The sequence below is a fragment of the Streptomyces sp. NPDC032126 genome (assembly GCF_055580085.1).
In genome coordinates, this window is sequence record NZ_JBVIMA010000007.1 from 100,552 (window position 1) to 122,298 (window position 21,747).

A 21,747-nucleotide genomic window follows, 5' to 3' on the forward strand; every position below is an offset into this window, starting at 1 on the left:
CCGTTGCGCGCCGGTGAGCGGTTCATTGCGTGGCCGCGCCCTTCGGCGGCGATTCATTGCGCGGCCGCCGTACGAAGATCACCAGCAGGGCGGTGACCAGGTACGGCAGCGCGAACACCGCGAAGACCGTGCCGTGGGCGGCGGTGCTGCCGAGGGCGCCGTAGACGCCGTAGACGGCGATGGTGAGCAGCTCGGTGCCCAGGCTCGCGATCGAGGTGAGGGTGGCCCTGCCGGTGCCCTCGATGCGCTCCTGGAGGCGGACGTCGGCGAGCACGGTCGCCAGCTGGAAGGCGCCGAAGGCGAGGGCGACGAGGGCGATGCCGTAGGGGGTGCCGCCGGCCGCGCCGGCCGCCAGGGCGAGGGCGCCGCCGACCAGGAGGACGCCGTAGCCGGTCCGGCCGAGGCGCTCGGCGGCACCGGCGAGCAGGCTGCCGGCCGTGACCGCGGCCCAGATCAGCACCAGCAGGTAGGGGACGAACGCGTCGCGGACGCCCGTCTGGCGGATCAGCAGCGAGGTGTACTCGTCGAGGCCGCCCCACACCGCCGCCACGGCCGGTACGAGGAGCAGTGCGCCGCGCACGGACCGGTCGCGGCGCACCTCGGCGAGTCCGGTCCGCACGGTCGCCGCCCAGTGCCCGGGCTCGGGGGCGTCGGTGTCGTCGGTGGCGGTGGCGCGGTGCTCGGGGAAACGGAGGGCGACGGCCGAGGTCAGCAGGGAGGTCAGCACGCTCGCCGCGCCGACGGCCCCGTAGCCGCCGGTCGCGAACACGGGTCCGGCGAGCGCCATGGCCGTCATCACGGCGATCTGCCCGGCCGCGTGGGCGCGGCCCATGACGCGGGCGTACCGGTCGGCCGCGCCGAGCCGCTCCAGTTCCTCGTAGACCAGCGCCTCCAGCGCCCCGGAGCCGAGCGCTCCGCGCGCGCCCCACAGCACGAAGCCGGCCGCGAAGGCCCAGTACGAGGGAAAGAGCACCCACAGGGCCCAGCCGGCCGCGCCCAGCAGCGGGCCGAGCCACAGCAGCAGCCGGCGCGAGAAGGCGTCGGCCCAGGCGCCGGAGGGCACTTCGAGGAGGACGCCGGTCAGCGACCACAGGACGAAGAGGGAGGAGATCTCTCCGACGGACAGCCCGGTGTCGGCGAACAGCAGCGCGTACACCGGGTAGAGCAGGACGAACTCGTCGAGGAACGCGTAGGCGTACAGCGTGGTCGCGAGCCGGCGGACGCCGGTGGCGGGCACGCGCACGGTTGAGAGTGTCATGGGGCCTTCCCGCTGGATCGGATCGGATGCCGGAGGTACGGCGTCCGAGGCGGTCCTCGGGAGGCGCTACGCGTGGATCAATGTCGTCGTCGCTTCATGCGGCGATGGTAGGCCCGCGCGGGGGCGGGCCACCAGCGGATTGCCGAGCGTCATGTCGGTGAGCCGGAGGAGAAGCGGCGCAGGAGCGGGGAGAGCACGAGCACGGACTTGGTGCGCTCCACGAACGGCTCCCCCGCGATCCGCTCCAGGACCCGCTCGAAGTGCCGCATGTCGGCGGCGAAGACCTGGGCGACCGCGTCCGCGTCCCCGGTGACGGTGGACGCGGAGACGACCTCCTGGTAGCGCTCCAGGCCTCGCTGGATGGTCTCCGGCGAGGTGTTGCGCCGGCAGTAGATCTCGACGAACCCCTCGGTCTCCCAGCCGAGGGCCGCCGGGTCGACCCGGACGGTGAAACCGGTGATGGCACCGGTGGCCCGCAGCCGGTCCACGCGCCGTTTGACGGCGGGCGCGGACAGGCCGACGAGCTGGCCGATGTCCGCGAAGGAGCGGCGGGCGTCCTCGGCGAGGGCGTGCACGATGCGTTCGTCGAGATCGTTCAGCACTGTCGGTCGATCACTTCTCGGATGGTGCGGAGGGGGCGAGTCGGGAACGGCGGTGGCCGTATACGAAGTAGAACACGAGCCCGACGGCCATCCAGACACCGAAGACCGCCCAGGTGATGGCGGAGAGGCTGCCCATCATCCACACGCAGAAGGCGAGGCCGAGCGCCGGCAGGAGCGGCGAGAGCGGGACACGGAAGGTGCGGGGCATCTCCGGGCGGGTCCGGCGCAGCACCACGACGGCCACGTTGACCAGCGCGAAGGCGAAGAGCGTGCCGATGCTGGTGGCGTCGGCGAGCTGGCCGAGGGGGATGGCGGCGGCGAGGACACCGCAGAACAGGGAGACGATCACGGTGTTGGCGCGGGGCGCGCCGGTCTTCGGGTGGACGCGGGAGAACACCTTGGGGACCAGGCCGTCCCGGGACATCGCGAACAGGATGCGGGTCTGGCCGTAGAGGACGGTCAGCACGACGCTGGCGATGGCGATGACCGCGCAGAAGGCGAGCAGGGTGCCCCAGAAGGTCTGGCCGGTGACCTCGCGCATGATCTGGGCGAGCGCCGCCTCGGAGTCGGAGAAGTGCCGCCAGGGCTTGGCGCCGACGGCGACGGCGGCGACGAGGACGTAGAGGGCGGTCACGATGACCAGGGACAGCATGATGGCGCGGGGCAGGTCGCGCTGGGCGTCCTTGGCCTCCTCACCGGCGGTGGAGGCGGCGTCGAAGCCGATGTACGAGAAGAAGAGCGTGGCACCCGCGGCGCTCACGCCGGACATGCCCAGCGGCATGAAGTTCTCGTAGTTGCCGGACCGGAAGCCCTGGACGCCGATCGCGCAGAACAGCACCAGCGCGGCGATCTTGACGACGACCATGACGGTGTTGGCGCGGGCGGACTCGCGGGCGCCGCCGAGCAGGAACGCCATGGCGAGCAGGACGACGATCAGGGCCGGCAGGTTGAAGATGCCGCCGTCGCCGGGCGGGGCCGACAGCGCGTCCGGGATGGTGACGCCGATCGTCCCGTCGAGGAGCTCGTTGAGGTACTCGCCCCAGCCGACGGCGACGGCGGCCACGGACACGCCGTACTCCAGGACCAGACACCAGCCGCACACCCAGGCGATCAGCTCACCCATCGTTGCGTACGCATACGAGTACGACGATCCGGCGACGGGGATGGTGCCGGCGAGCTCCGCGTAGGAGAGGGCGGAGAAGAGGGCGGTGAGGCCGGCGATCACGAAGGAGAGCGTGACGGCCGGGCCGGCCTTGGGGACGGCCTCGCCGAGGACGACGAAGATGCCGGTGCCGAGCGTCGCCCCGATGCTGATCATGGTGAGCTGCCAGAGCCCGAGGGACCGCCTCAGCGAGCCTCCCTCGCCCTGGCCACCCTCGGCGACCAGGCGTTCCACGGGCTTGCGCCGCATGAGGCGGGCGCCGAGCCCCGGGGACGGGGGCACGGTCGCTGTCTGCTGCTGCGGGGGTGCGCCTTGGTCGAGCACGCGCTGACTCCTTCGTCGCTGCGGTCGGGCGACGGGGACCGGTGGGTACTGCGGGAACCCACCGAGCGGGGTCCCCGCCACGCCACGTACAGCGCAGAACCCTATGGGCCAGGGCATTGCGGTCGTAATGCAGCAACCTTGCGCGTACCCGCAAGATCATTGCGTGCGGGAGGACCGGAGCACCTGTTCATTGCACGGCGCGTGCGGCTCCCCGAAAGGGGCGCGGGGAACTGCGCGACGAGCCACAAACGGACCCGCGGCCGACAGATGACCCGCACCCCTCGCCGGCCGACTAACTCCAGCTGGCGTGCAGCGGCTTGCCCTCCGCGTAACCCGCCGCGCTCTGGATGCCGACGATCGCCTTCTCGGCGAACTCCTCCAGGGAGCCCGCGCCGGCGTAGGTGCACGAGGAGCGGACGCCCGCGATGATCGAGTCGATCAGGTCCTCGACGCCCGGCCGGGCCGGGTCGAGGAACATGCGCGAGGTGGAGATGCCCTCCTCGAACAGCGCCTTGCGCGCACGGTCGTAGGACGACTCCTCCGACGTGCGGTTGGCCACGGCCCGCGCGGACGCCATGCCGAACGACTCCTTGTACAGCCGCCCGTTCGCGTCCTGCTGGAGGTCGCCGGGCGACTCGTAGGTACCGGCGAACCAGGAGCCGATCATCACGTTGGACGCGCCCGCGGCCAGCGCCATCGCCACGTCACGCGGGTGCCGGACGCCGCCGTCGGCCCACACGTGCTTGCCGTACTTCCTGGCCTCGGCGGCGCACTCCAGCACCGCGGAGAACTGCGGCCGGCCGACGCCGGTCATCATCCGGGTGGTGCACATGGCGCCCGGTCCGACACCGACCTTGATGATGTCGGCGCCCGCGTCGATCAGGTCCTTCACGCCCTCGGCGGAGACGATGTTGCCCGCGACGATCGACACCTGCGGGTCGAGCGCCCGCACCACCTTGATCGCGCCGATCATCGACTCCTGGTGGCCGTGCGCGGTGTCGATGACGAGCGTGTCGACGCCCGCGTCGAGCAGCTGCTTGGCCTTGCCCGCCACATCGCCGTTGATGCCGACGGCGGCGGCGATGCGCAGCTTGCCGTCCTTGTCGACGGCCGGGGTGTACAGCGTGGCCCGCAGGGCGCCCTTGCGGGTGAGGATGCCGGCGAGCCGGCCGTCCTTGTCGACCGCCGGGGCGTAGCGCCGGTTGGCCGCGTCGAGGGTGTTGAAGGCCTCGCGCGGGTCGATGTCGGCGTCGATCAGCAGCAGGTCCTTGGACATGACCACTTCGAGCTGGGTGAAGCGGTCGACGCCGGAGAGGTCCCGGTCGGTGACGACGCCGATGGGCCGGAGCCCCTCGTCCACCACGACACCGGCGTTGTGCGCGCGCTTGGGCAGCAGGGCCAGCGCGTCGGCGACGGTCTGGTGCGGGGCGAGGACGATCGGGGTGTCCAGGACGAGATGGCGGCTCTTGACCCAGGAGACGACCTCGGTGACGACGTCGATCGGGATGTCCTGCGGGATCACCACGAGACCACCGCGCCGGGCCATGGTCTCGGCCATACGGCGGCCGGCGATGGCGGTCATGTTGGCGACGACCAGCGGGATCGTGGTGCCCGTGCCGTCCGGGGCGCTGAGGTCCACGCCCTGCCGGGAGCCGACCGCGCTGCGGCTCGGGACCATGAAGACGTCGTCGTACGTCAGGTCGTACGGGGGCTGGATGTCATTGAGGAAACGCACGTGCCGCACATCCCAGTCGATCAGAGGTGACCCCCCGACAGGTGTGCCAGGGGGAAAAGAGCACGTACTTCATTGTCCCATGACGGGGGCCCGACCATGCCCCGTCATAACGTCCAGGCTGGTCAGGGACCCCTTAGGAGGAACCTCCAAGGGCGAGCGTCACCGACAGCGCGGGCGTCGCCTCCATCGCCTGGGTGAACACGTCGAGGGCGGTCTCCCACTCCCGCGGCGCCGTCCGGGCGTACGGCCGCCAGCCCCGTACGACCAGCAGCACGTCCCGGTCGCCGATCTCCTCGGGCCACACGCTCCGGTCGGAGAGGCTGTCGGCGAGCGCGTCCCAGTTGCGCCCGAACCACCGCGGAAGGTCGAGAGCCCGGGCGCAGCGGTCCATCAGGCCCGCCTTGTCGGTCACCCCGTCGAGGTCCAGCGTGACGACGTACTCCGTCATCTCGGCACCGCCCGGAAGCTGTCGTAGTGATCGTCGGTGTGGTGGATCCGCCGGGGACGTACCGCGGCGGCATGGCGTCGTTGCCACCACGGCCGCCCCCTCATGATCCGCCGTCAGGGCACGCCCGGGCCTGCCGTCAGGCCCCGTCCGGGTCGGCCCGGTTGAGCGCGGGCTTCGGCGTCGGTCCCGCGGCCATCAGATAGTCCGCGGCGGAGGTGTCCGTCACCAGACTGGTGACGAGCCCCGACCGCAGCACGGCGTCGATGGCGGCCGCCTTGCGCTGCCCGCCGGCGATCGCCACGACCTCCGGGATACGGCGCAGCTGGTCGGCCTTGACGGTGATGCACCGCTCGCCCAGGTCCCGCCCGACCCGACGGCCCTGGGTGTCGAAGAGGTGCGCGGCCATCTCGGCGGCGACGCCGAGCGAGGCGTAGTGCGCGCGCTCCTCGTCGCTGAGCATGTCGTGGACCGTCGAGATGCCCGGCTCCCAGGAGCCGATCGAGACACAGGCGACCGTGACCTTGTCGAAGTACTCGAAGGCCCGGGCGATCCCGGTCTGGTTGCGCAGCGCGGCCGCGGTGGCCGCGTCCGGCAGCAGCATCGGCGCGTAGATGGGGTGCGCGTCGCCGCCGGACACCTGGGCGGCCCGCCGGACGGCCTCGACCGAGCCGCGCTCGGAGGTACCGGCGTCGTACACACCCGTCAGCTGCACGACCGTGCACGGCGGCAGCTTGTCGAGGGCCGCCGCCATGTGGATGGTGGACCGGCCCCAGGCCAGACCGAGCACATCCCCCTCGTTGACGAGCTCCCCGAGCAGGTCGGCGGCGACCTCCCCGAGGTTCTCGGGGTCGGGGGTCTCCTCGGCCTCGGCCGGGGACTCGACCACGACGGCGTGCCTCAGGCCGTACCGGGCGCGGAGCGCGTCGGAGCGCTCGGCGTCCAGCTCGGCCGGGACACGGATCTCGATCCGTACGAGGTCCCGTTCGAGGGCGGTTTCCAGGACCCGGGCCACCTTGAAGCGGCTGACGCCGAACTCCTCCGCGATCTGGATCTTGGACTTGCCCTCAAGGTAGAAGCGGCGGGCCATGGCCGCCGCCTGCACCAGCTCAGCGGGTCCCATCCGCACTGCTGACCGGCCCGCCGACATACCCGACACGGCGATCTCCTCACTGCTGTTCACATTCTGGATTCGCCGTTCATCCTTGCAGATCCGGCGCGCTTGATCAGCCCTGATGGGAGCCGTTCACGTTCTCGTGGCTCAGTGGTCGCACGACCAGGATGCCCCCGCGGCCGCGGCCTGCGCCTGAGCCCGCAGGCCACGCACCGCCTCGGCGGGGTCGTCGGCGCCGTAGACCGCAGAACCGGCGACGAAGACATCGGCGCCCGCCTCGGCGCACCGCTCGATCGTCGAGGCCGAGACCCCGCCGTCCACCTGGAGCCACAGCTGAAGGCCGTGCTTGCTGATCAACTCGCGGGTACGGCGGATCTTCGGAAGCATGATGTCGAGAAACGCCTGGCCGCCGAAGCCCGGCTCGACGGTCATGATCAGCAGCATGTCGAGCTCGGGCAGCAGGTCCTCGTACGGCTCGATGGGCGTCGCGGGCTTGAGCGCCATGGAGGCACGGGCGCCCTTCGCGCGGATCTCGCGGGCGAGCCGCACGGGCGCGGCGGCCGCCTCGACATGGAAGGTGACGGAGGAGGCACCCGCCTCCACGTACTGAGGAGCCCACCGATCGGGGTCCTCGATCATCAGATGGCAGTCCAGCGGGGTGTCCGTCGCACGGGCCAGGGACTCTACGACCGGCACGCCGAGCGTGAGGTTCGGGACGAAATGGTTGTCCATCACGTCGACATGGAGCCAGTCGGCTCCCCCGACCGCCTTCGCCTCGTCCGCGAGGCGGGCGAAGTCGGCGGACAGGATGCTGGGGTTGATCTGCACGGCCATGTGCCAAGGGTATGCGCTGCGCGGGTCCCGGTTCCCCGTGCCCCTTACGGGAGGCTGCCCGGCGTGCCATGCTGCAACGACTGTCGGGGGTGGGCGTGATGACCGAAAACCTTCCCATGACCCAGCGGCGCGGCATCGCCCATCTCGTGTGCGGGCGGCGGGCCAAATGGCTGGTGCTCGCGCTGTGGCTGGTGGTCCTCTTCCTGACCGCGCCCTTCGCCCAGAAACTCACCGACGCCCAGGACAACGACGCCCAGTCCTGGCTGCCGGGATCCGCCGAGTCGACCCAGGTGCTGACCCTCTCCGAGGACTTCCGGCCGGAACAGATCCCCGCGGTCGTCATCTACGCCCGCGACAGCGGACTGACGGCGGCGGACCGCGCGCGGATCACCGAGGACGCGGCCCGGCTGAGGACGCTGACCGCCCACGGCATCCGGGGCGCCGAGACCCGAGGACCGGTCTACGACCGGCGGGTGGACCCGCGCGCCGCGCAGATCCAGGTGCCGATCACCATGGACGAGAAGGGCTGGGAGCGCATCGCGCCGGCCGTCGACTCCATCCGGGACGTCGTGGGCAGGGGCGACAACGGCCTGGCCGTGCACATCACCGGCCCCGGCGGCACCAGCGCGGACTTCTCCAAAGCCTTCGAGGGCATCGACTCGACGCTGCTGCTGGCGGCGATGGGCGTCGTCGTCGTGATGCTGCTGATCACCTACCGCAGTCCGACGCTGCTGCTGGTGCCGGTGATCGGCGTGGTCGCCGCTCTGTTCACGGCCCAGGCCCTCATCTACTTCCTCGCCACGCACGCGGGCCTGACCGTCAACGGCCAGAGCGCGGGCATCCTCACCGTCCTGGTCTTCGGCGCGGGCACGGACTACGCCCTGCTCCTGGTCGCCCGCTACCGGGAGGAGCTGCGCCGCCACGAGGACCGTCACGAGGCCATGGCCCTGGCCCTGCACCGCGCGGGCCCCGCGGTCCTGGCGTCGGGCGCGACCGTCGTGCTGAGCATGCTGGTGCTGATGGTCGCCGAGATGAACTCCACGCGCGGCCTCGGCCCGGTCGCGGCCATCGGCGTGGCGGTGGCCCTGCTGGCGATGATGACGCTGTTCCCGGCCCTGCTGGTGATCTTCGGCAGGTGGATCTTCTGGCCGGTGATCCCGCACTTCGGCGCCCCCGATCCCACCGAGCGCGGCGCGTGGGCCCGCATCGGCCGCCGGATCGCGCACCGCCCCCGCACGGTGTGGGTGATCACGGCCGTGGTGCTCGCGGTGTGCTCACTGGGCCTGATCCAGCTGCGCGCCGAGGGCATCAGCAACGCCGACGCGTTCACCGGCAAGCCGGACTCGATCACCGGCCAGGAGGTGTCCGCCAAGTACTTCCCGGCGGGCAGCGGCGACCCGCTGGTCATCGTCAGCAACCAGGCGCAGGCCCGCCGGGTCGGCGCGGCGGTGGCCGCGACCCAGGGCGTCGTCCCCACCTCGCTCGGCCTGCCCCCGGGCACCAGACCGGTCTACGACGGCAAGGTGCTGTTCGAGGCCACGATGACCGCCCCGGCGGACAGCGAGACCGCCAAACAGACCGTGGACCGGGTACGGGACGCGGTCCACGCGGTGCCCGACGCCGACGCCAAGGTGGGCGGCGGTACGGCGGCCCTGCTGGACATGGACCGGGCGACCACGCACGACAACGTGCTGATCATCCCGCTGGTCCTGGTCGTGGTGATGCTGATCCTGTCGGCGCTGCTGCGCGCCCTGGTCGCCCCGCTGCTGCTGATCGGCACGGTGATCCTGTCGTTCACCGCGGCCCTGGGCATCAGCGCGCTGGCCTTCCGGCACGTCTTCGACTACGCGGGCGAGTCGACCGACTTCCCGCTGTTCGTCTTCGTGTTCCTGGTGGCGCTGGGCATCGACTACAACATCTTCCTGACCACCCGCATCCGCGAGGAGGCCGCCCACAAGGGCACCCGGCGGGGCGTGGTGACGGGCCTCGCGGCCACCGGCGCGGTCATCACCTCCGCCGGCCTGGTCCTGGCCGGCACCTTCGCCGCCCTGGGCACGCTCCCCATGGTCGGCTTCGCGGAGATCGGCTTCACGGTCGCCCTCGGCGTCCTGCTGGACACCTTCATCGTGCGCTCGGTCCTGGTGACGTCGCTGTTCCTGGATGTGGGCAAGCGGGTGTGGTGGCCGCATCGCCTCGCCCGCCTGGACGGCGCGGAGACCGCGGCCACCGACAAACCAACGGTGGAGCAACCCACCTGAGGGGGAAGCTCAGCCGGTACGCCGGATCAACGCCAGATACATCGCGTCGGTCCCGTGCAGATGCGGCCACAACTGCACGTCGGGCCCCTCCCCCAAGGCCGGAACCCCGCCCAGCAACCCCCTCGCATCGATCATCTCGGTCGACGGGAACTGCTTGAGCACGTCGGAGACGACCGCCCGCGTCTCGGCGAGGTGCGGCGAACAGGTGGCGTACCCGACGACACCCCCGACCCGCACGGACTCCAGCGCGGTCCGCAGCAGGCCCCGCTGCAGGGGCGCGAACCCCTCAAGGTCCTCCGGCCGTCGCCGCCACCGCGCCTCCGGCCGCCGCCGCAGCGCCCCGAGCCCGGTGCACGGCACGTCCATCAGCACCCGGTCGAACGACCCGGGCCGCCACGGCGGCCGGGTGCCGTCCGCGGTGACGACCTGATACGGCCCGGGATTACCGGCCAGCGCCTTGGCGACCAGGCCCGCCCGGTGCGGCTGCTTCTCGGAGGCGAGCAGGAAGGCCCCCCGCTCGGCGGCCAGCGCCCCCAGCAGCGCGGCCTTGCCGCCGGGCCCCGCGCATCCGTCCAGCCACCGCTCGTCGGGTCCGTCGAGCGGCGCGTTCGCCAGCGCCAGGGCGACCAGCTGACTGCCCTCGTCCTGCACGCCGGCCCGCCCGTCCCGTACGGCGGCGATGGCACCGGGCTCGCCGCCCTCGGTGAGCCGCACGGCGTACGGCGACCAGCGTCCCGGCACGGCGGCGTCCCCGGCGTCCCCGGCGAGCAGTTCGTCGGTGGTGGCCCGCCCGGGCCGGGCGACCAGGGTCACCTCGGGCCGCTCGTTGTCGGCCTCCAGCAGGTCTTCGATGCCGGCGCGCCCGCCGCCGAGGGAGTCCCACAGCGCGGAGACGATCCACCGGGGATGCGAGTGCACGACGGCGAGGTGCTCCTCGGGGTCCTCGTCATAGGGCGGAGCGACCTTTTCCAGCCATCCGTCGAGGTCGTCCTGCGCGACCTTGCGCAGCACGGCGTTGACGAACTTGGCCCGCCCGTCGCCCAGGACGACCCGCGCGAGCTCCACCGAGGCGGACACGGCCGCGTGGGTGGGGATGCGCGTCCCGAGCAACTGGTGCACACCGAGGCTGAGCACGTCCAGCACCGGAGGGTCGACCTCCCGCAGCGGCCGGTCGACACAGGCGGAGATGATCGCGTCGTAGGTCCCCTGCCGCCGCAGCGTGCCGTACACCAACTCGGTGGCGAGCGCGGCGTCCCGCCCGTCGAACTTCTCGGGCCCCTCCTTCTCCCGCGCCTTGCGCAGCAACGGCGGCAGCACGAGGTTGGCGTACGCGTCCCGCTCGTCCACGGCGCGCAGCGCCTCGAAGGCGAGGATGCGGACGGGGTCCTTCTGGGGCCGACGGTACGGCTTGCCGGGCTTGCGGGGACGACGGGACTGCTCGCTCACGAAAAAGGTGCTCCGGATCGCAGATTGGGGCTGTGCCCCCAGCGTACGCCGCACCCCGGAGCCGACCCGCCAGGGCCTTTCCTCAGGCCCTACGCCCCGAGGTGCTCGCCCTCGCCGATGCGCGCACCGCGTGCCCAGTCGGCGGCGCGCATGGGCTTCTTGCCCTGGGCCTGCACCCACAGCAGCTCGACGGCGTACGACCCGGTGCCGACGTGGACGCTGTTCTTGCCGACGGCGAGGCGGCCGGGGGCGAGGTCGGTGCGGTCGGGCACGGGGGCGACCTGGATGAGCTTGAGCCGCTCCCCGCGGAAGACGGTCCACGCCCCGGGGGCGGGCGTGCAGCCGCGCACCACCCGGTCGACGCGCAGGGCCGGGGTGGCCCAGTCGACCTGGGCGTCCTCGACGGTGATCTTGGGGGCGAGGGTGATGCCCTCGTGCGGCTGCGGTACGGCCTTCAGGGAACCGTCCTCGATGCCGTCCATGGTGGCGGCGAGCAGTCCGGCGCCGGCGAAGGCGAGCCGGGTCAGCAGGTCACCGCTGGTGTCGGTGGGGCGGATCTCCTCGGTGACGGTGCCGTAGACGGGACCGGAGTCCAGCCCCTCCTCGATGAGGAAGGTCGAGGCGCCGGTGATCTCGTCGCCCGCCATGATGGAGTGCTGCACGGGCGCGGCGCCACGCCAGGCGGGCAGCAGGGAGAAGTGCAGGTTGACCCAGCCGTGGGCGGGGATGTCGAGGGCGACCCTCGGCAGCAGCGCCCCGTAGGCGACGACGGGGCAGCAGTCGGGCGCGATCTCCGTGAGCCGCTCCAGGAAGTCCGGGTCCCGCGGCCGCGCGGGCTTCAGCACCTCGATCCCGGCCTCCTCGGCCCGCTGCGCCACGGGCGAGGCGACCAGCCTGCGCCCACGCCCCGCGGGAGCGTCGGGCCGCGTGACGACGGCGGCCACCTCGTGCCGCCCGGAGGCGATGAGAGCGTCCAGAGCGGGAACGGCGACTTCCGGGGTACCGGCGAAGACGAGCTTCATGAAAGAGCACGGGCCTCTCGGAGGATGTGACGTACGGGCAACGCACAAGTTTATGGCGCGCGGGCCGCCGCGTCGCAGGGGCGGCCGCCGACGGCCGCACCAGGGGGGCGTACGCATATGCCCATACGCCCCCACAGCGTGACCAGCGGAGCGTCTCCGCGTTGGTCAAGGAAGAGTTGACCTTCTCTTAACGCCGGTTCGAGAGGCTTGTTCATGGCCGACCACGCAACCCACGACGCCCAGGCCCGGGCCAGCCTGCACTTGCTGGTGCGGGACATCGAGCGAGTCCGCCGGCAGGTGGACGCACTGCGCACCCTCACCGCCCAGTTGGGCAACGTCTACCGCCCGCGCCGCTCCGGCCCCTCCACGGGCTTCGTCGTCTACGGACGCGCCCCCGCCCCCACGGTCCGCCTCGCCCAGGAGCTGCGGGACAGCGTCGAGACCCTGGTCACCGCGGCCGTCGACTTCGACCGCTCGCTCGGCTTCTCGTGGGACGCCGTGGGTTCCGCACTGGGCGTCACCAAGCAGGCGGTGCACCGCCGTTACGGCGCCCGCCGCGCCGCGCCCCAGCCGGCGGCGGAGCCCGAGCGGAGCCAGGAGGGGTCCGGCACCCGCACGGTCAACGTGGGCACGGGCATCTCCACGGTCCCGACGGTCCCCGCCGCCCGTTCGATGCCGACCCAGCCGACGGCGGGCAGCCCCGCCCTGCGCGACGAAGTGAGATCGACGGCCTTCCCCGGCCCGCGCAACGGCTGAGCCGCCACGACCTCGCCGCCCCACCTGCCCTCTCGGCCGAAACCGGGAGGGCAGCCGTACGAGAACCCGGAGGGCAGCCGTACGCCGCGCGCCGCCGGCGCCGGGCCGCACACCGGTGCGACCGGACCTCATCCGATGTCGGGCGGATCGATCCGCACCCACACCGCGCCACCTCCGCCGGTGCCCCCGCCCCGGGCCATCCGCGCGGCCTGAGCGGCCTTCAGCGCCGCCGCCAGAGCGGCCCCGCGCCCGGGCGGCACCCGGATCAGCGCACGGTCCCACTGCTCGCCGGGCGGCGGTCCCCCGGGCCTTCGGGGCCGCCCGGCCGGCGTCAGCGGCAACGGCACCGGCCCCAGCACCTCCGCCTCCGGGGGCAGTGACACGGCGTCGAGGAAGGCGACGACCGCCTCCCCCTCCCCCGACACGGCGGCCATCCGCGACACGGGCGGGAAGCCCAGCTCGGCCCGCTCGGCGAGCTCGCGCACCGCATGCCCGACGGGATCCCAGCGCACCAGCGCCTGCACGGGCCGCAGGGTCGGCTCGGCCAGCACCACGACCGTCCCCCCGGCCTCCTGCGGCCGGACGAGGGAGGCGGCCGCTAGCCAGCGCCGCAACGCGTCCTCGCCGGCCCGCAGATCGGGCCGCCCGAGCATGGCCCAGCCGTCCAGCAGCAGCGCGGCGGCATAGCCGCCCTCGGCGACGGGTTCGGCCCCCGGGGTGCTCACCACCAGCGCGGGCGCACCCGGCACGGTGTCCAGCACATGCTCCCGCCCCGACGTCCGCACCGGTACGGCGGGAAACGCCCGCCCCAGCTCCTCGGCGGTCCTGCGGGCGCCCACGACCTGCGCCCGCAGCCGGAAGGACCCGCACTCCGGGCAGTGCCAGTCGCTCTCCTCGCGCCCGCACCAGCCGCACGACAGCGCCCCGCCGTCCCGTGCCTCCAGCGGCCCCGAGCAGTGCCGGCACCGGGCGGCCGCCCGGCACTGCGCACAGGCCAGCCGCGGCACATACCCGCGCCGGGGCACCTGGACCAGGACCGGCCCGTGCTTGAGCCCCTCCCGGACGGCCTGCCAGGCGAGGCTGGGCAGCCGGGCCGCACGGGCGGCCTCGTCGCGCGCGAGGTCCTGGTCACCGACGGTCCGCACGAGGGGGGCGACGCGCCGCACCTGTTCCCGCCCGGCGACGAGCGGCCGGGCCCATCCGCTCTCCACGAGCTGGGCGGACTCCACCGTGCAGCTCCAACTCCCCAGCAGAAAGGCACACTTGTCCTGGGCGGCGCGCAACAGCAGCACCTCGCGGGCGTGGGGCTGGGGCGCGTGCAGCTCGCTGTGGCTGTCGTCCCCGTCGTCCCAGAGGGCGACGAGCCCGAGATCCCGCACGGGGGCGAACATCGCGGCCCGCGTCCCCACGACGGCCCGCACCGACCCGCGCCGCACGGCGAGCCACTCCCGGTACCGCTTCTCGGGTCCGGCCTCGGCGGTCAGCAGCGCGTGGCGCCCCTCCCCCAACAGCTCGGTGAGGGCGGCGTCGACCCTGGCGGCGGCCCGCCCGTCGGGCACGACGACCAGGGCCCCCCGACCGGAGGCCAGCGTCGCGGCGACGGCCCGGGCCAGTTCCTCGCTCCACCGGGGTCCGGGCAGGGCGTTCCAGACGGCCCGGGGCGAGCCCCCCGAGGCGAGCGAGTCGAGGAAGGCCGGCCCCTGCTCGTATCGCCCCCAGGGCCCGGCCTCCGGTGCTCGCGGCGGCGGCGACGGCGGGGGCGACGGCTGCTGCTCGGCCCGGGCGTTCCTGGGCGGCACCGCCAGTTGGAGCACATCGGCGAGGCTGCCGGCGTAGCGATCGGCGACGGCCCGGGCCAGCCCCAGCAGTTCGGGGCTCAGCACGGGCTCGGGCGAGACGACCTGGGCCAGCGCGGCGAGCGGCCCGGAGTAGTCGCTCTCGGCCAGCCGCTCGACGACGAACCCGTCGATCAGCCCGCCGCCCTCGCGCCGTCCCTCGCGCACCCGCCCACGCCCGGCCCCGAACCGCACCCGGACCCGCACACCCGGCTGGGCGTCGGCGTCCAGCTCGGCCGGCACGGCGTAGTCGAAATAGCGGTCGAGGTGCAGCACGCCCTTGTCGACCAGTACGCGAGCCACCGGCAACCGCTCGGCCAGCGCGGCACCCCGCCAGGTCCGCGGCTTGGCCCGGGGCTCCTTGGCCTTGCGCACGCTCTCCCGGATCAGCGCGAGCTGCTCGGGCGGCGCCCCCTCGACGCCGCCCTCACCGGTCCCGTTCTCGCTGCTCACGCTTGCATTCTTACCAAACGCCACTGACAGGGGACGCCTCGGAAGACCCACCAGGGCCGCACACCGGCGTCGGAGCGCGGCACCGGAAGACCCGGAAGACCCGGAAGACAGCGAGGCCCGGCACCCCGAAGGGTGCCGGGCCTCGTGACGAGCCGAGCGGGGTGCTTACAGGCCCGCGGCCTTCTGCAGCGCCTCGACGCGGTCGGTGCGCTCCCAGGTGAAGTCGGGCAGTTCCCGGCCGAAGTGGCCGTACGCCGCGGTCTGGGCGTAGATCGGGCGCAGCAGGTCCAGGTCGCGGATGATCGCGGCCGGGCGCAGGTCGAAGACCGCGTCGATGGCCTTCTCGATCTTCTCGGTCTCCACCGTGTTCGTGCCGAAGGTCTCCACGAACAGGCCCACCGGCTCGGCCTTGCCGATGGCGTACGCCACCTGCACCTCGCAGCGCGACGCCAGCCCCGCCGCCACCACGTTCTTCGCCACCCAGCGCATCGCGTACGCCGCGGAGCGGTCGACCTTGGACGGGTCCTTGCCGGAGAAGGCGCCGCCACCGTGCCGGGCCATACCGCCGTAGGTGTCGATGATGATCTTGCGGCCGGTCAGACCCGCGTCACCCATCGGCCCGCCGATCTCGAACCGCCCCGTCGGGTTGACCAGCAGCCGGTAGCCCTCGGTGTCCAGCTTGATGCCCTCGTCCAGCAGCGCCTTCAGCTCGGGCTCGACGACGAACTCGCGGATGTCGGGGGCCAGCAGCGACTCCAGGTCGATGTCCGAGGCGTGCTGGCTGGAGACGACCACGGTGTCGAGGCGGACGGCCTTGTCGCCGTCGTACTCGATGGTGACCTGCGTCTTGCCGTCCGGACGGAGGTAGGGGATCGTGCCGTTCTTGCGGACCTCGGAGAGGCGCTTCGACAACCGGTGCGCCAGGAAGATCGGCAGCGGCATCAGCGTCGGCGTCTCGTCCGTCGCGTAGCCGAACATCAGGCCCTGGTCGCCCGCGCCCTGCCGGTCCAGCTCGTCCTCGTCGCCCTCCACCCGCGACTCGTACGCCGTGTCCACGCCCTGCGCGATGTCCGGCGACTGCGCGCCGATCGACACCGACACACCGCACGACGCCCCGTCGAAGCCCTTCTTCGACGAGTCGTAACCGATCTCAAGGATCTTGTTGCGGACCAGCGTCGCGATGTCCGCGTACGTCTTGGTCGTGACCTCGCCGGCCACATGCACCAGGCCGGTGGTGATCAGCGTCTCCACGGCGACCCGGGAGGACGGGTCCTCCCGCAGCAGCGCGTCGAGAATGGTGTCGCTGATCTGGTCAGCGATCTTGTCGGGGTGACCCTCGGTCACGGACTCCGAGGTGAACAGGCGACGGGACACAACGCTCCCTGTGGTTGCAGCGGCTGCTGGCTGATCATGGGTGGACTAGACGGGAGCTGCACCCGACGTCGTCCAGGAACAGTTTATCTGTCGCGCTCGGCCACGGGCCCACCTGTCTCGCCTCTCGGGAGCGCTGTGACCTGCGGCACGGGCATTCTGCCCAATGCCGAGGGCCCTTGGCCAGGGGCGCCACACCCCAATCGGGCGAGCCCGGGAAGATCCATGGGGTTCAGGAAACCGTCAGCCGAGTCGGCGCGTCACCAGGTCCCACACGGTTTCGGCCAGGGCCTCCTTCGGGCCGTGCGGCACGGGCGCCTCGGTGCCGTCGGCGCCCAGCACCACCGCCTCGTTCTCCTCGGAGCCGAACGTCTTGCGCTCCCCCACCTCGTTCACCACCAGCAGGTCGCAGCCCTTGCGTGTCAGCTTCGCGCGGCCGTTGGCGAGGACGTCGTCGGTCTCGGCGGCGAAGCCGACGATCACCTGACCAGGGCGCGCCCGGTCGGCGGAGATCTCCGCGAGGATGTCCGGATTCCGCACCAGGACGATCGGCTCGGGCTCCTGACCGTCCTTCTTCTTGATCTTCCCCGCGGCGTAGACGGCCGGGCGGAAATCGGCGACGGCGGCGGCCATGACCACCGCGTCGGCGTCGGCGGCGGCCTTCAGGACCGCCTCGCGGAGCTGGACGGCGGTGCCGACCTGGACGACGTCGACGCCGGCCGGGTCGGGCAGCCCGGTGTTGGCGGCGATCAGCGTGACGCGGGCGCCCCGGGCGGCGGCGGTGCGGGCGAGGGCGTAGCCCTGCTTGCCGGAGGAGCGGTTGCCGAGGAAGCGCACGGGGTCGAGGGGCTCGCGGGTGCCGCCCGCGCTGACCACGACATGCCGGCCGGCGAGGTCGGGCTCGCGCACGCCCCGGGCGAGGACGCGCCGGCAGACCTCGAAGATCTCGCCCGGGTCGGGCAGCCGGCCCTTGCCGGTGTCGACGCCGGTGAGGCGGCCGACGGCCGGCTCGATGACGACGGCGCCGCGGCGGCGCAGCGTCGCCACGTTCTCCTGGGTGGCCGGGTGTTCCCACATCTCGGTGTGCATGGCGGGGGCGAAGACGACCGGACAGCGGGCGGTGAGGAGTGTGTTGGTGAGCAGGTCGTCGGCGAGGCCGTGGGCCGCCTTGGCGAGCATGTCGGCGGTGGCGGGGGCCACGACGACCAGGTCGGCGTGCTGGCCGATGCGGACGTGCGGGACCTCGTGGACGTCGTCCCAGACCTCGGTGGAGACGGGGTGGCCGGACAGGGCCGACCAGGTGGCGGCGCCGACGAAGTGCAGGGCGGAGGCGGTGGGCACGACGCGCACGTCATGTCCGGACTCCGTGAGTCTCCTCAGCAGCTCACAGGCCTTGTAGGCGGCGATGCCACCGCTGACCCCCAGCACGACCTTCGGCTTGGACACCGGGCCTCCCACTCTCGAGAACGTGTAACCCCCATGACACACCACAGGCCCGGCGGTCGCGCCGCCGGGCCTGTGGAAAAGTCAGCAGTGAGCTGAAAGTAATACTTACTGCGCGGTACTGCTTACTGCGCCGGGCCCTCGACGGCCTCGGACGTCAGCAGACCGGCGTTGATCTCGCGCAGGGCGATCGAGAGCGGCTTCTCGTGGACGTGGGTGTCGACGAGCGGACCGACATACTCAAGGAGGCCCTCGCCGAGCTGCGAGTAGTACGCGTTGATCTGACGGGCGCGCTTGGCGGCGTAGATCACGAGGCTGTACTTCGAGTCGGTGGCCTCGAGGAGCTCGTCGATCGGAGGGTTGATGATGCCCTCGGGCGCGGTGATGGAAGAGGACACGCTCTGCCTTCCGAAAGTTGGGATGAGATCTAAGAAACGATCACACAACGTCCATCAAGGCTAGCAGCTCACGCGCCACGTCCTCGACGGAGGTGTTGACCAGGGTCTGGTCGAACTCCGGCTCGGCCGCGAGTTCCACCTTGGCCGCGGCCAGCCGGCGCTCGATCACCTCGGGCGGCTCGGTGCCCCGCCCGGTGAGCCTGCGCACGAGCTCCTCCCAGGAGGGAGGGGCCAGGAACACCAGCTGTGCCTCGGCCATGGACTCACGGACCTGCCGGGCGCCCTGGAGGTCGATCTCCAGGAGGACCGGCTCACCCGCCTCCAGCCGCTCCAGCACGGCCCCGCGGGGCGTGCCGTACCGGTTGCCGGCGAACTCGGCCCACTCCAGCAGCTCACCGTTGGCGATCAACTTGTCCATCTCGTCGTCGGAGACGAAGAAGTAGTGGACTCCGTGCTTCTCGCCCGGGCGGGGCCTGCGGGTCGTCGCCGACACCGAGAGCCAGACCTCGGGGTGTTCCTTGCGCATATGGGCGACGACCGTGCTCTTGCCGACCCCGGAGGGGCCGGAGAGCACGGTCAGCCGCGGACGTACGTCCGGGGGCTCGGGGGTCGTCCCCCGGAATGTTGCAGCCATGCAGCGATTATTCCAGCAATCCCGGAGTGCCCGGGACTCCCCGTCCGGCAGAGACCGGACTCAGGAGCCGGTGCTGCCGAACTCACGCTCCAGGGAAGCGATCTGGTTGGAACCGAGGCCACGCACGCGGCGGCTCTCGGAGATGCCGAGTCGCTCCATGATCTGCTTGGCGCGGACCTTGCCCACGCCCGGCAGGGACTCGAGCAGGGCGGAGACCTTCATCTTGCCGATGACGTCGTTTTCCTGACCCTGCTTGATGACCTCGTGAAGGGAGGCGCCGGAGTGCTTGAGTCGATTCTTGACCTCGGCCCGCTCCCGGCGAGCCGCGGCGGCCTTTTCGAGCGCGGCTGCGCGCTGTTCGGGGGTAAGGGGCGGAAGAGCCACGCCTACGTCACCTCGGATGTCGAACTGTCGGATACGGACCGGTGAGGAACCTAGTCGCCCCACACCTGGGGAGCCACGAGCAACACGCTTGCCCGTTGTCCCCCACGACCCGAAGGCTGTGGGGGTGCCTCCACTGCTCGGAGACTAGCGGCCAACTCCGCTGGAGTCAGCGAGAACAGCGGAAAAGTCCTGGTCAGCCTCTCTCAGGGCGGACATTTAGGACATAATGCCCCGGATTTGAGGATGTATTCAGACTCAAGTCGGCCCCGGACCGCCCGTCCGGCGTCCCGAACGAGCGGTCGATCGCCCTCAGGCGGACGCCACCGCGGCCCGGATCTCGTCCGCGAACCGCTCCGCGGCGTCACGCAGCGCGATCACGTCGGGACCGTGGCGCAACACCCCGCGGCTGACGTTCGGCACCACATTGCGCACCGCCGGCCCGAAGACCCGGGGAAGGTCGGCCGGGGTGGCCCCCTGCGCACCGATGCCGGGCGCGAGGAGCGGGCCGTTGATGTCCAGGTCGTACGACGACAGGTCGCCCAGCGTCGCCCCGACGACCGCGCCGAAGGAGCCCAGGGGCGTCTCTCCCGCGTTCTCGGCGGCCAGGTGGCCCAGCATGGTCGCGCCGATGGTCCGCCCGTCCGCGCGCACCGCGTGCTGCACCTCGCCGCCCTCCGGGTTGGAGGTCAGCGCCAGCACGAACAGCCCGGTGCCGCTCTCCCGCGCCAGCGCGACGGCCGGCGACAGGGACCCGTAGCCGAGGTACGGCGAGACGGTGAGCGCGTCGGAGAAGAGCGGGGCGTCCTTGTGCAGGAAGGACTCGGCGTACGCGGCCATGGTCGAGCCGATGTCGCCGCGCTTGGCGTCCATGACGACCAGGGCGCCGGCCGCCCGCGCCTCCGCGACCGACCGCTCCAGGACGGCCACGCCCCGCGAGCCGAACCGCTCGAAGAAGGCGCTCTGCGGCTTGAGCACGGCGACGCGGTCGGCCATCGCCTCGACGACCGTGCGGCTGAAGCGCTCCAGACCGGCCACGTCGTCGTTCAGGCCCCACTCGGTGAGCAGGGCGGCGTGCGGGTCGATCCCGACGCACAGCGGGCCACGCTCGTCCATGGCGCGCCGCAGACGGGCTCCGAAGGGCTCGTACGGGGTCATGCGGCCTTCCTCACGTCGGCGCCGACCGCGTCGGCGAGAGTGGCGTACGGGCTCGTGCGCAGGCGCGCGGCGAGGCCCTTGTGGATCGCGCGGCCCCAGAACGGGCCCTCGTAGATGAAGGCGCTGTAGCCCTGGACCAGCGTGGCGCCCGCCAGGATGCGCTGCCAGGCGTCCTCGGCGTTCTCGATGCCGCCCACGCCCACCAGGGTGATGCGGTCGCCCACGCGCGCGTACAGGCGCCTGAGGACCTCCAGGGAGCGCTCCTTCAGGGGCGCCCCGGAGAGCCCGCCCGTCTCCTTCACCAGCTCGGGTCCGGAGGTCAGACCGAGCCCCTCGCGCGCGATGGTCGTGTTGGTGGCGATGATGCCGTCCAGGCCGAGCTCGACGGCCAGGTCGGCGACCGCGTCGATGTCCTCGTCGGCGAGGTCGGGGGCGATCTTCACCAGGAGGGGGACCCTGCGGGCGGCCACCATGCGGTCGGCGGCCTCGCGGACGGCGGTCAGGAGCGGGCGCAGGTGGTCGACGGCCTGGAGGTCGCGCAGGCCGGGCGTGTTCGGCGACGAGACGTTCACGACCAGGTAGTCGGCGTACGGCGCGAGCCGCTCGGCGGACTTCACGTAGTCCGCGACCGCCTCGGCCTCCGGGACGACCTTGGTCTTGCCGATGTTGACGCCCACGACGGTCCGGAAGACCGGCTCACGGGAGGCGAGACGGGCCGCGACGGCCAGCGAGCCCTCGTTGTTGAAGCCCATGCGGTTGATGAGCGCGCGGTCCGGCACGAGGCGGAACAGCCGCTTCTTGGGGTTGCCCGGCTGGGGCTCCCCCGTCACCGTGCCGATCTCGATGTGGTCGAAGCCCAGCATGGTCATGCCGTCGATGGCGACCGCGTTCTTGTCGAAGCCGGCGGCGAGTCCGAAGGGGCCGTGCATGCGCAGGCCGAAGGCTTCCGTGCGCAGTTCCTTGTGGCGCGGCGCGAGGGCGGCGGCCACGAAGGTGCGCAGCACGGGGATGCGGACGGCGAGGCGGATCCAGCGGAAGGCCAGGTGGTGCGCCTTCTCGGCGTCCATCCGCTGGAAGACCAGACGGAAGAAGATCTTGTACATGTCGGTGTCCTCATG

19 protein-coding genes are annotated in these 21,747 nt (G+C 72.2%); 2 read left to right on the forward strand and 17 right to left on the reverse strand.

Annotated features, from left to right (window positions below):
• Positions 1–22: 22 nt before the first annotated feature.
• From ACZ5NW_RS25640 to rpe, 7 genes are all read right to left on the reverse strand, one after another.
• Positions 23–1,258, reverse strand: coding sequence for an MFS transporter (locus ACZ5NW_RS25640; protein WP_468746264.1), 1,236 nt, complete (start codon positions 1,256–1,258; stop codon positions 23–25).
• 149 nt (positions 1,259–1,407) lie between these two features.
• Positions 1,408–1,860: an Lrp/AsnC family transcriptional regulator gene (locus tag ACZ5NW_RS25645; RefSeq protein ID WP_468746265.1), complete on the reverse strand. Its 453-nt coding sequence runs from the start codon at positions 1,858–1,860 to the stop codon at positions 1,408–1,410.
• Between the two features lie 10 nt (positions 1,861–1,870).
• Complete coding sequence (locus ACZ5NW_RS25650; RefSeq protein WP_468746266.1) at positions 1,871–3,346, reverse strand: amino acid permease; 1,476 nt, start codon at positions 3,344–3,346, stop codon at positions 1,871–1,873.
• A gap of 292 nt (positions 3,347–3,638) precedes the next feature.
• On the reverse strand, positions 3,639–5,081 hold the full coding sequence (locus ACZ5NW_RS25655) for a GuaB1 family IMP dehydrogenase-related protein (RefSeq protein ID WP_468746267.1): 1,443 nt from the start codon (positions 5,079–5,081) through the stop codon (positions 3,639–3,641).
• Positions 5,082–5,214: 133 nt separating this feature from the next.
• On the reverse strand, positions 5,215–5,529 hold the full coding sequence (locus tag ACZ5NW_RS25660) for a barstar family protein (protein WP_468746268.1): 315 nt from the start codon (positions 5,527–5,529) through the stop codon (positions 5,215–5,217).
• A gap of 136 nt (positions 5,530–5,665) precedes the next feature.
• The gene (locus tag ACZ5NW_RS25665; RefSeq protein ID WP_468746269.1) at positions 5,666–6,709 is read right to left on the reverse strand and encodes a sugar-binding transcriptional regulator; all 1,044 of its coding nucleotides are present in this window, start codon (positions 6,707–6,709) and stop codon (positions 5,666–5,668) included.
• Positions 6,710–6,787: 78 nt separating this feature from the next.
• Complete coding sequence (gene rpe, locus ACZ5NW_RS25670; RefSeq protein WP_468746270.1) at positions 6,788–7,474, reverse strand: ribulose-phosphate 3-epimerase; 687 nt, start codon at positions 7,472–7,474, stop codon at positions 6,788–6,790.
• Between the two features lie 116 nt (positions 7,475–7,590).
• On the opposite strand from rpe, the gene ACZ5NW_RS25675 reads away from it, so the two are divergent.
• Positions 7,591–9,732, forward strand: a complete 2,142-nt coding sequence (locus tag ACZ5NW_RS25675; protein WP_468746599.1) for an MMPL family transporter — start codon at positions 7,591–7,593, stop codon at positions 9,730–9,732.
• Positions 9,733–9,741: 9 nt separating this feature from the next.
• Here ACZ5NW_RS25675 and ACZ5NW_RS25680 read toward each other — a convergent pair whose 3' ends face one another.
• Positions 9,742–11,178, reverse strand: coding sequence for an RsmB/NOP family class I SAM-dependent RNA methyltransferase (locus tag ACZ5NW_RS25680; protein ID WP_468746271.1), 1,437 nt, complete (start codon positions 11,176–11,178; stop codon positions 9,742–9,744).
• Positions 11,179–11,267: 89 nt separating this feature from the next.
• Positions 11,268–12,200 carry a methionyl-tRNA formyltransferase gene (gene fmt, locus ACZ5NW_RS25685; protein ID WP_468746272.1) on the reverse strand — a complete coding sequence of 311 codons (933 nt, stop codon included), beginning with the start codon at positions 12,198–12,200 and terminating at the stop codon, positions 11,268–11,270.
• 213 nt (positions 12,201–12,413) lie between these two features.
• On the opposite strand from fmt, the gene ACZ5NW_RS25690 reads away from it, so the two are divergent.
• Positions 12,414–12,956: a hypothetical protein gene (locus ACZ5NW_RS25690; RefSeq protein WP_468746273.1), complete on the forward strand. Its 543-nt coding sequence runs from the start codon at positions 12,414–12,416 to the stop codon at positions 12,954–12,956.
• A 128-nt stretch (positions 12,957–13,084) separates the two neighbouring features.
• Here the strand turns inward: ACZ5NW_RS25690 and ACZ5NW_RS25695 are convergent, their stop codons facing one another.
• From ACZ5NW_RS25695 to ACZ5NW_RS25730, 8 genes are all read right to left on the reverse strand, one after another.
• Positions 13,085–15,244, reverse strand: coding sequence for a primosomal protein N' (locus ACZ5NW_RS25695; protein WP_468746274.1), 2,160 nt, complete (start codon positions 15,242–15,244; stop codon positions 13,085–13,087).
• 165 nt (positions 15,245–15,409) lie between these two features.
• The gene (metK, locus tag ACZ5NW_RS25700; protein ID WP_468746275.1) at positions 15,410–16,618 is read right to left on the reverse strand and encodes a methionine adenosyltransferase; all 1,209 of its coding nucleotides are present in this window, start codon (positions 16,616–16,618) and stop codon (positions 15,410–15,412) included.
• Positions 16,619–16,858: 240 nt separating this feature from the next.
• Entirely contained in the window at positions 16,859–18,061 is a 1,203-nt protein-coding gene (gene coaBC / locus ACZ5NW_RS25705) for a bifunctional phosphopantothenoylcysteine decarboxylase/phosphopantothenate--cysteine ligase CoaBC (RefSeq protein WP_468746276.1), read from the reverse strand.
• A 122-nt stretch (positions 18,062–18,183) separates the two neighbouring features.
• Positions 18,184–18,456, reverse strand: a complete 273-nt coding sequence (rpoZ, locus tag ACZ5NW_RS25710; protein WP_003982715.1) for a DNA-directed RNA polymerase subunit omega — start codon at positions 18,454–18,456, stop codon at positions 18,184–18,186.
• 40 nt (positions 18,457–18,496) lie between these two features.
• The gene (gene gmk, locus ACZ5NW_RS25715) at positions 18,497–19,090 is read right to left on the reverse strand and encodes a guanylate kinase (protein ID WP_468746277.1); all 594 of its coding nucleotides are present in this window, start codon (positions 19,088–19,090) and stop codon (positions 18,497–18,499) included.
• Between the two features lie 60 nt (positions 19,091–19,150).
• Positions 19,151–19,474, reverse strand: a complete 324-nt coding sequence (locus ACZ5NW_RS25720; protein ID WP_003977346.1) for an integration host factor — start codon at positions 19,472–19,474, stop codon at positions 19,151–19,153.
• A gap of 309 nt (positions 19,475–19,783) precedes the next feature.
• Positions 19,784–20,629 (reverse strand): orotidine-5'-phosphate decarboxylase, encoded by an 846-nt coding sequence (gene pyrF / locus ACZ5NW_RS25725; protein WP_468746278.1) that lies wholly within the window; start codon positions 20,627–20,629, stop codon positions 19,784–19,786.
• Positions 20,626–21,732 carry a quinone-dependent dihydroorotate dehydrogenase gene (locus ACZ5NW_RS25730; RefSeq protein ID WP_468746279.1) on the reverse strand — a complete coding sequence of 369 codons (1,107 nt, stop codon included), beginning with the start codon at positions 21,730–21,732 and terminating at the stop codon, positions 20,626–20,628. The genes pyrF and ACZ5NW_RS25730 overlap by 4 nt, the downstream gene beginning before the upstream one ends.
• Between the last annotated feature and the right edge of the window lie 15 nt (positions 21,733–21,747).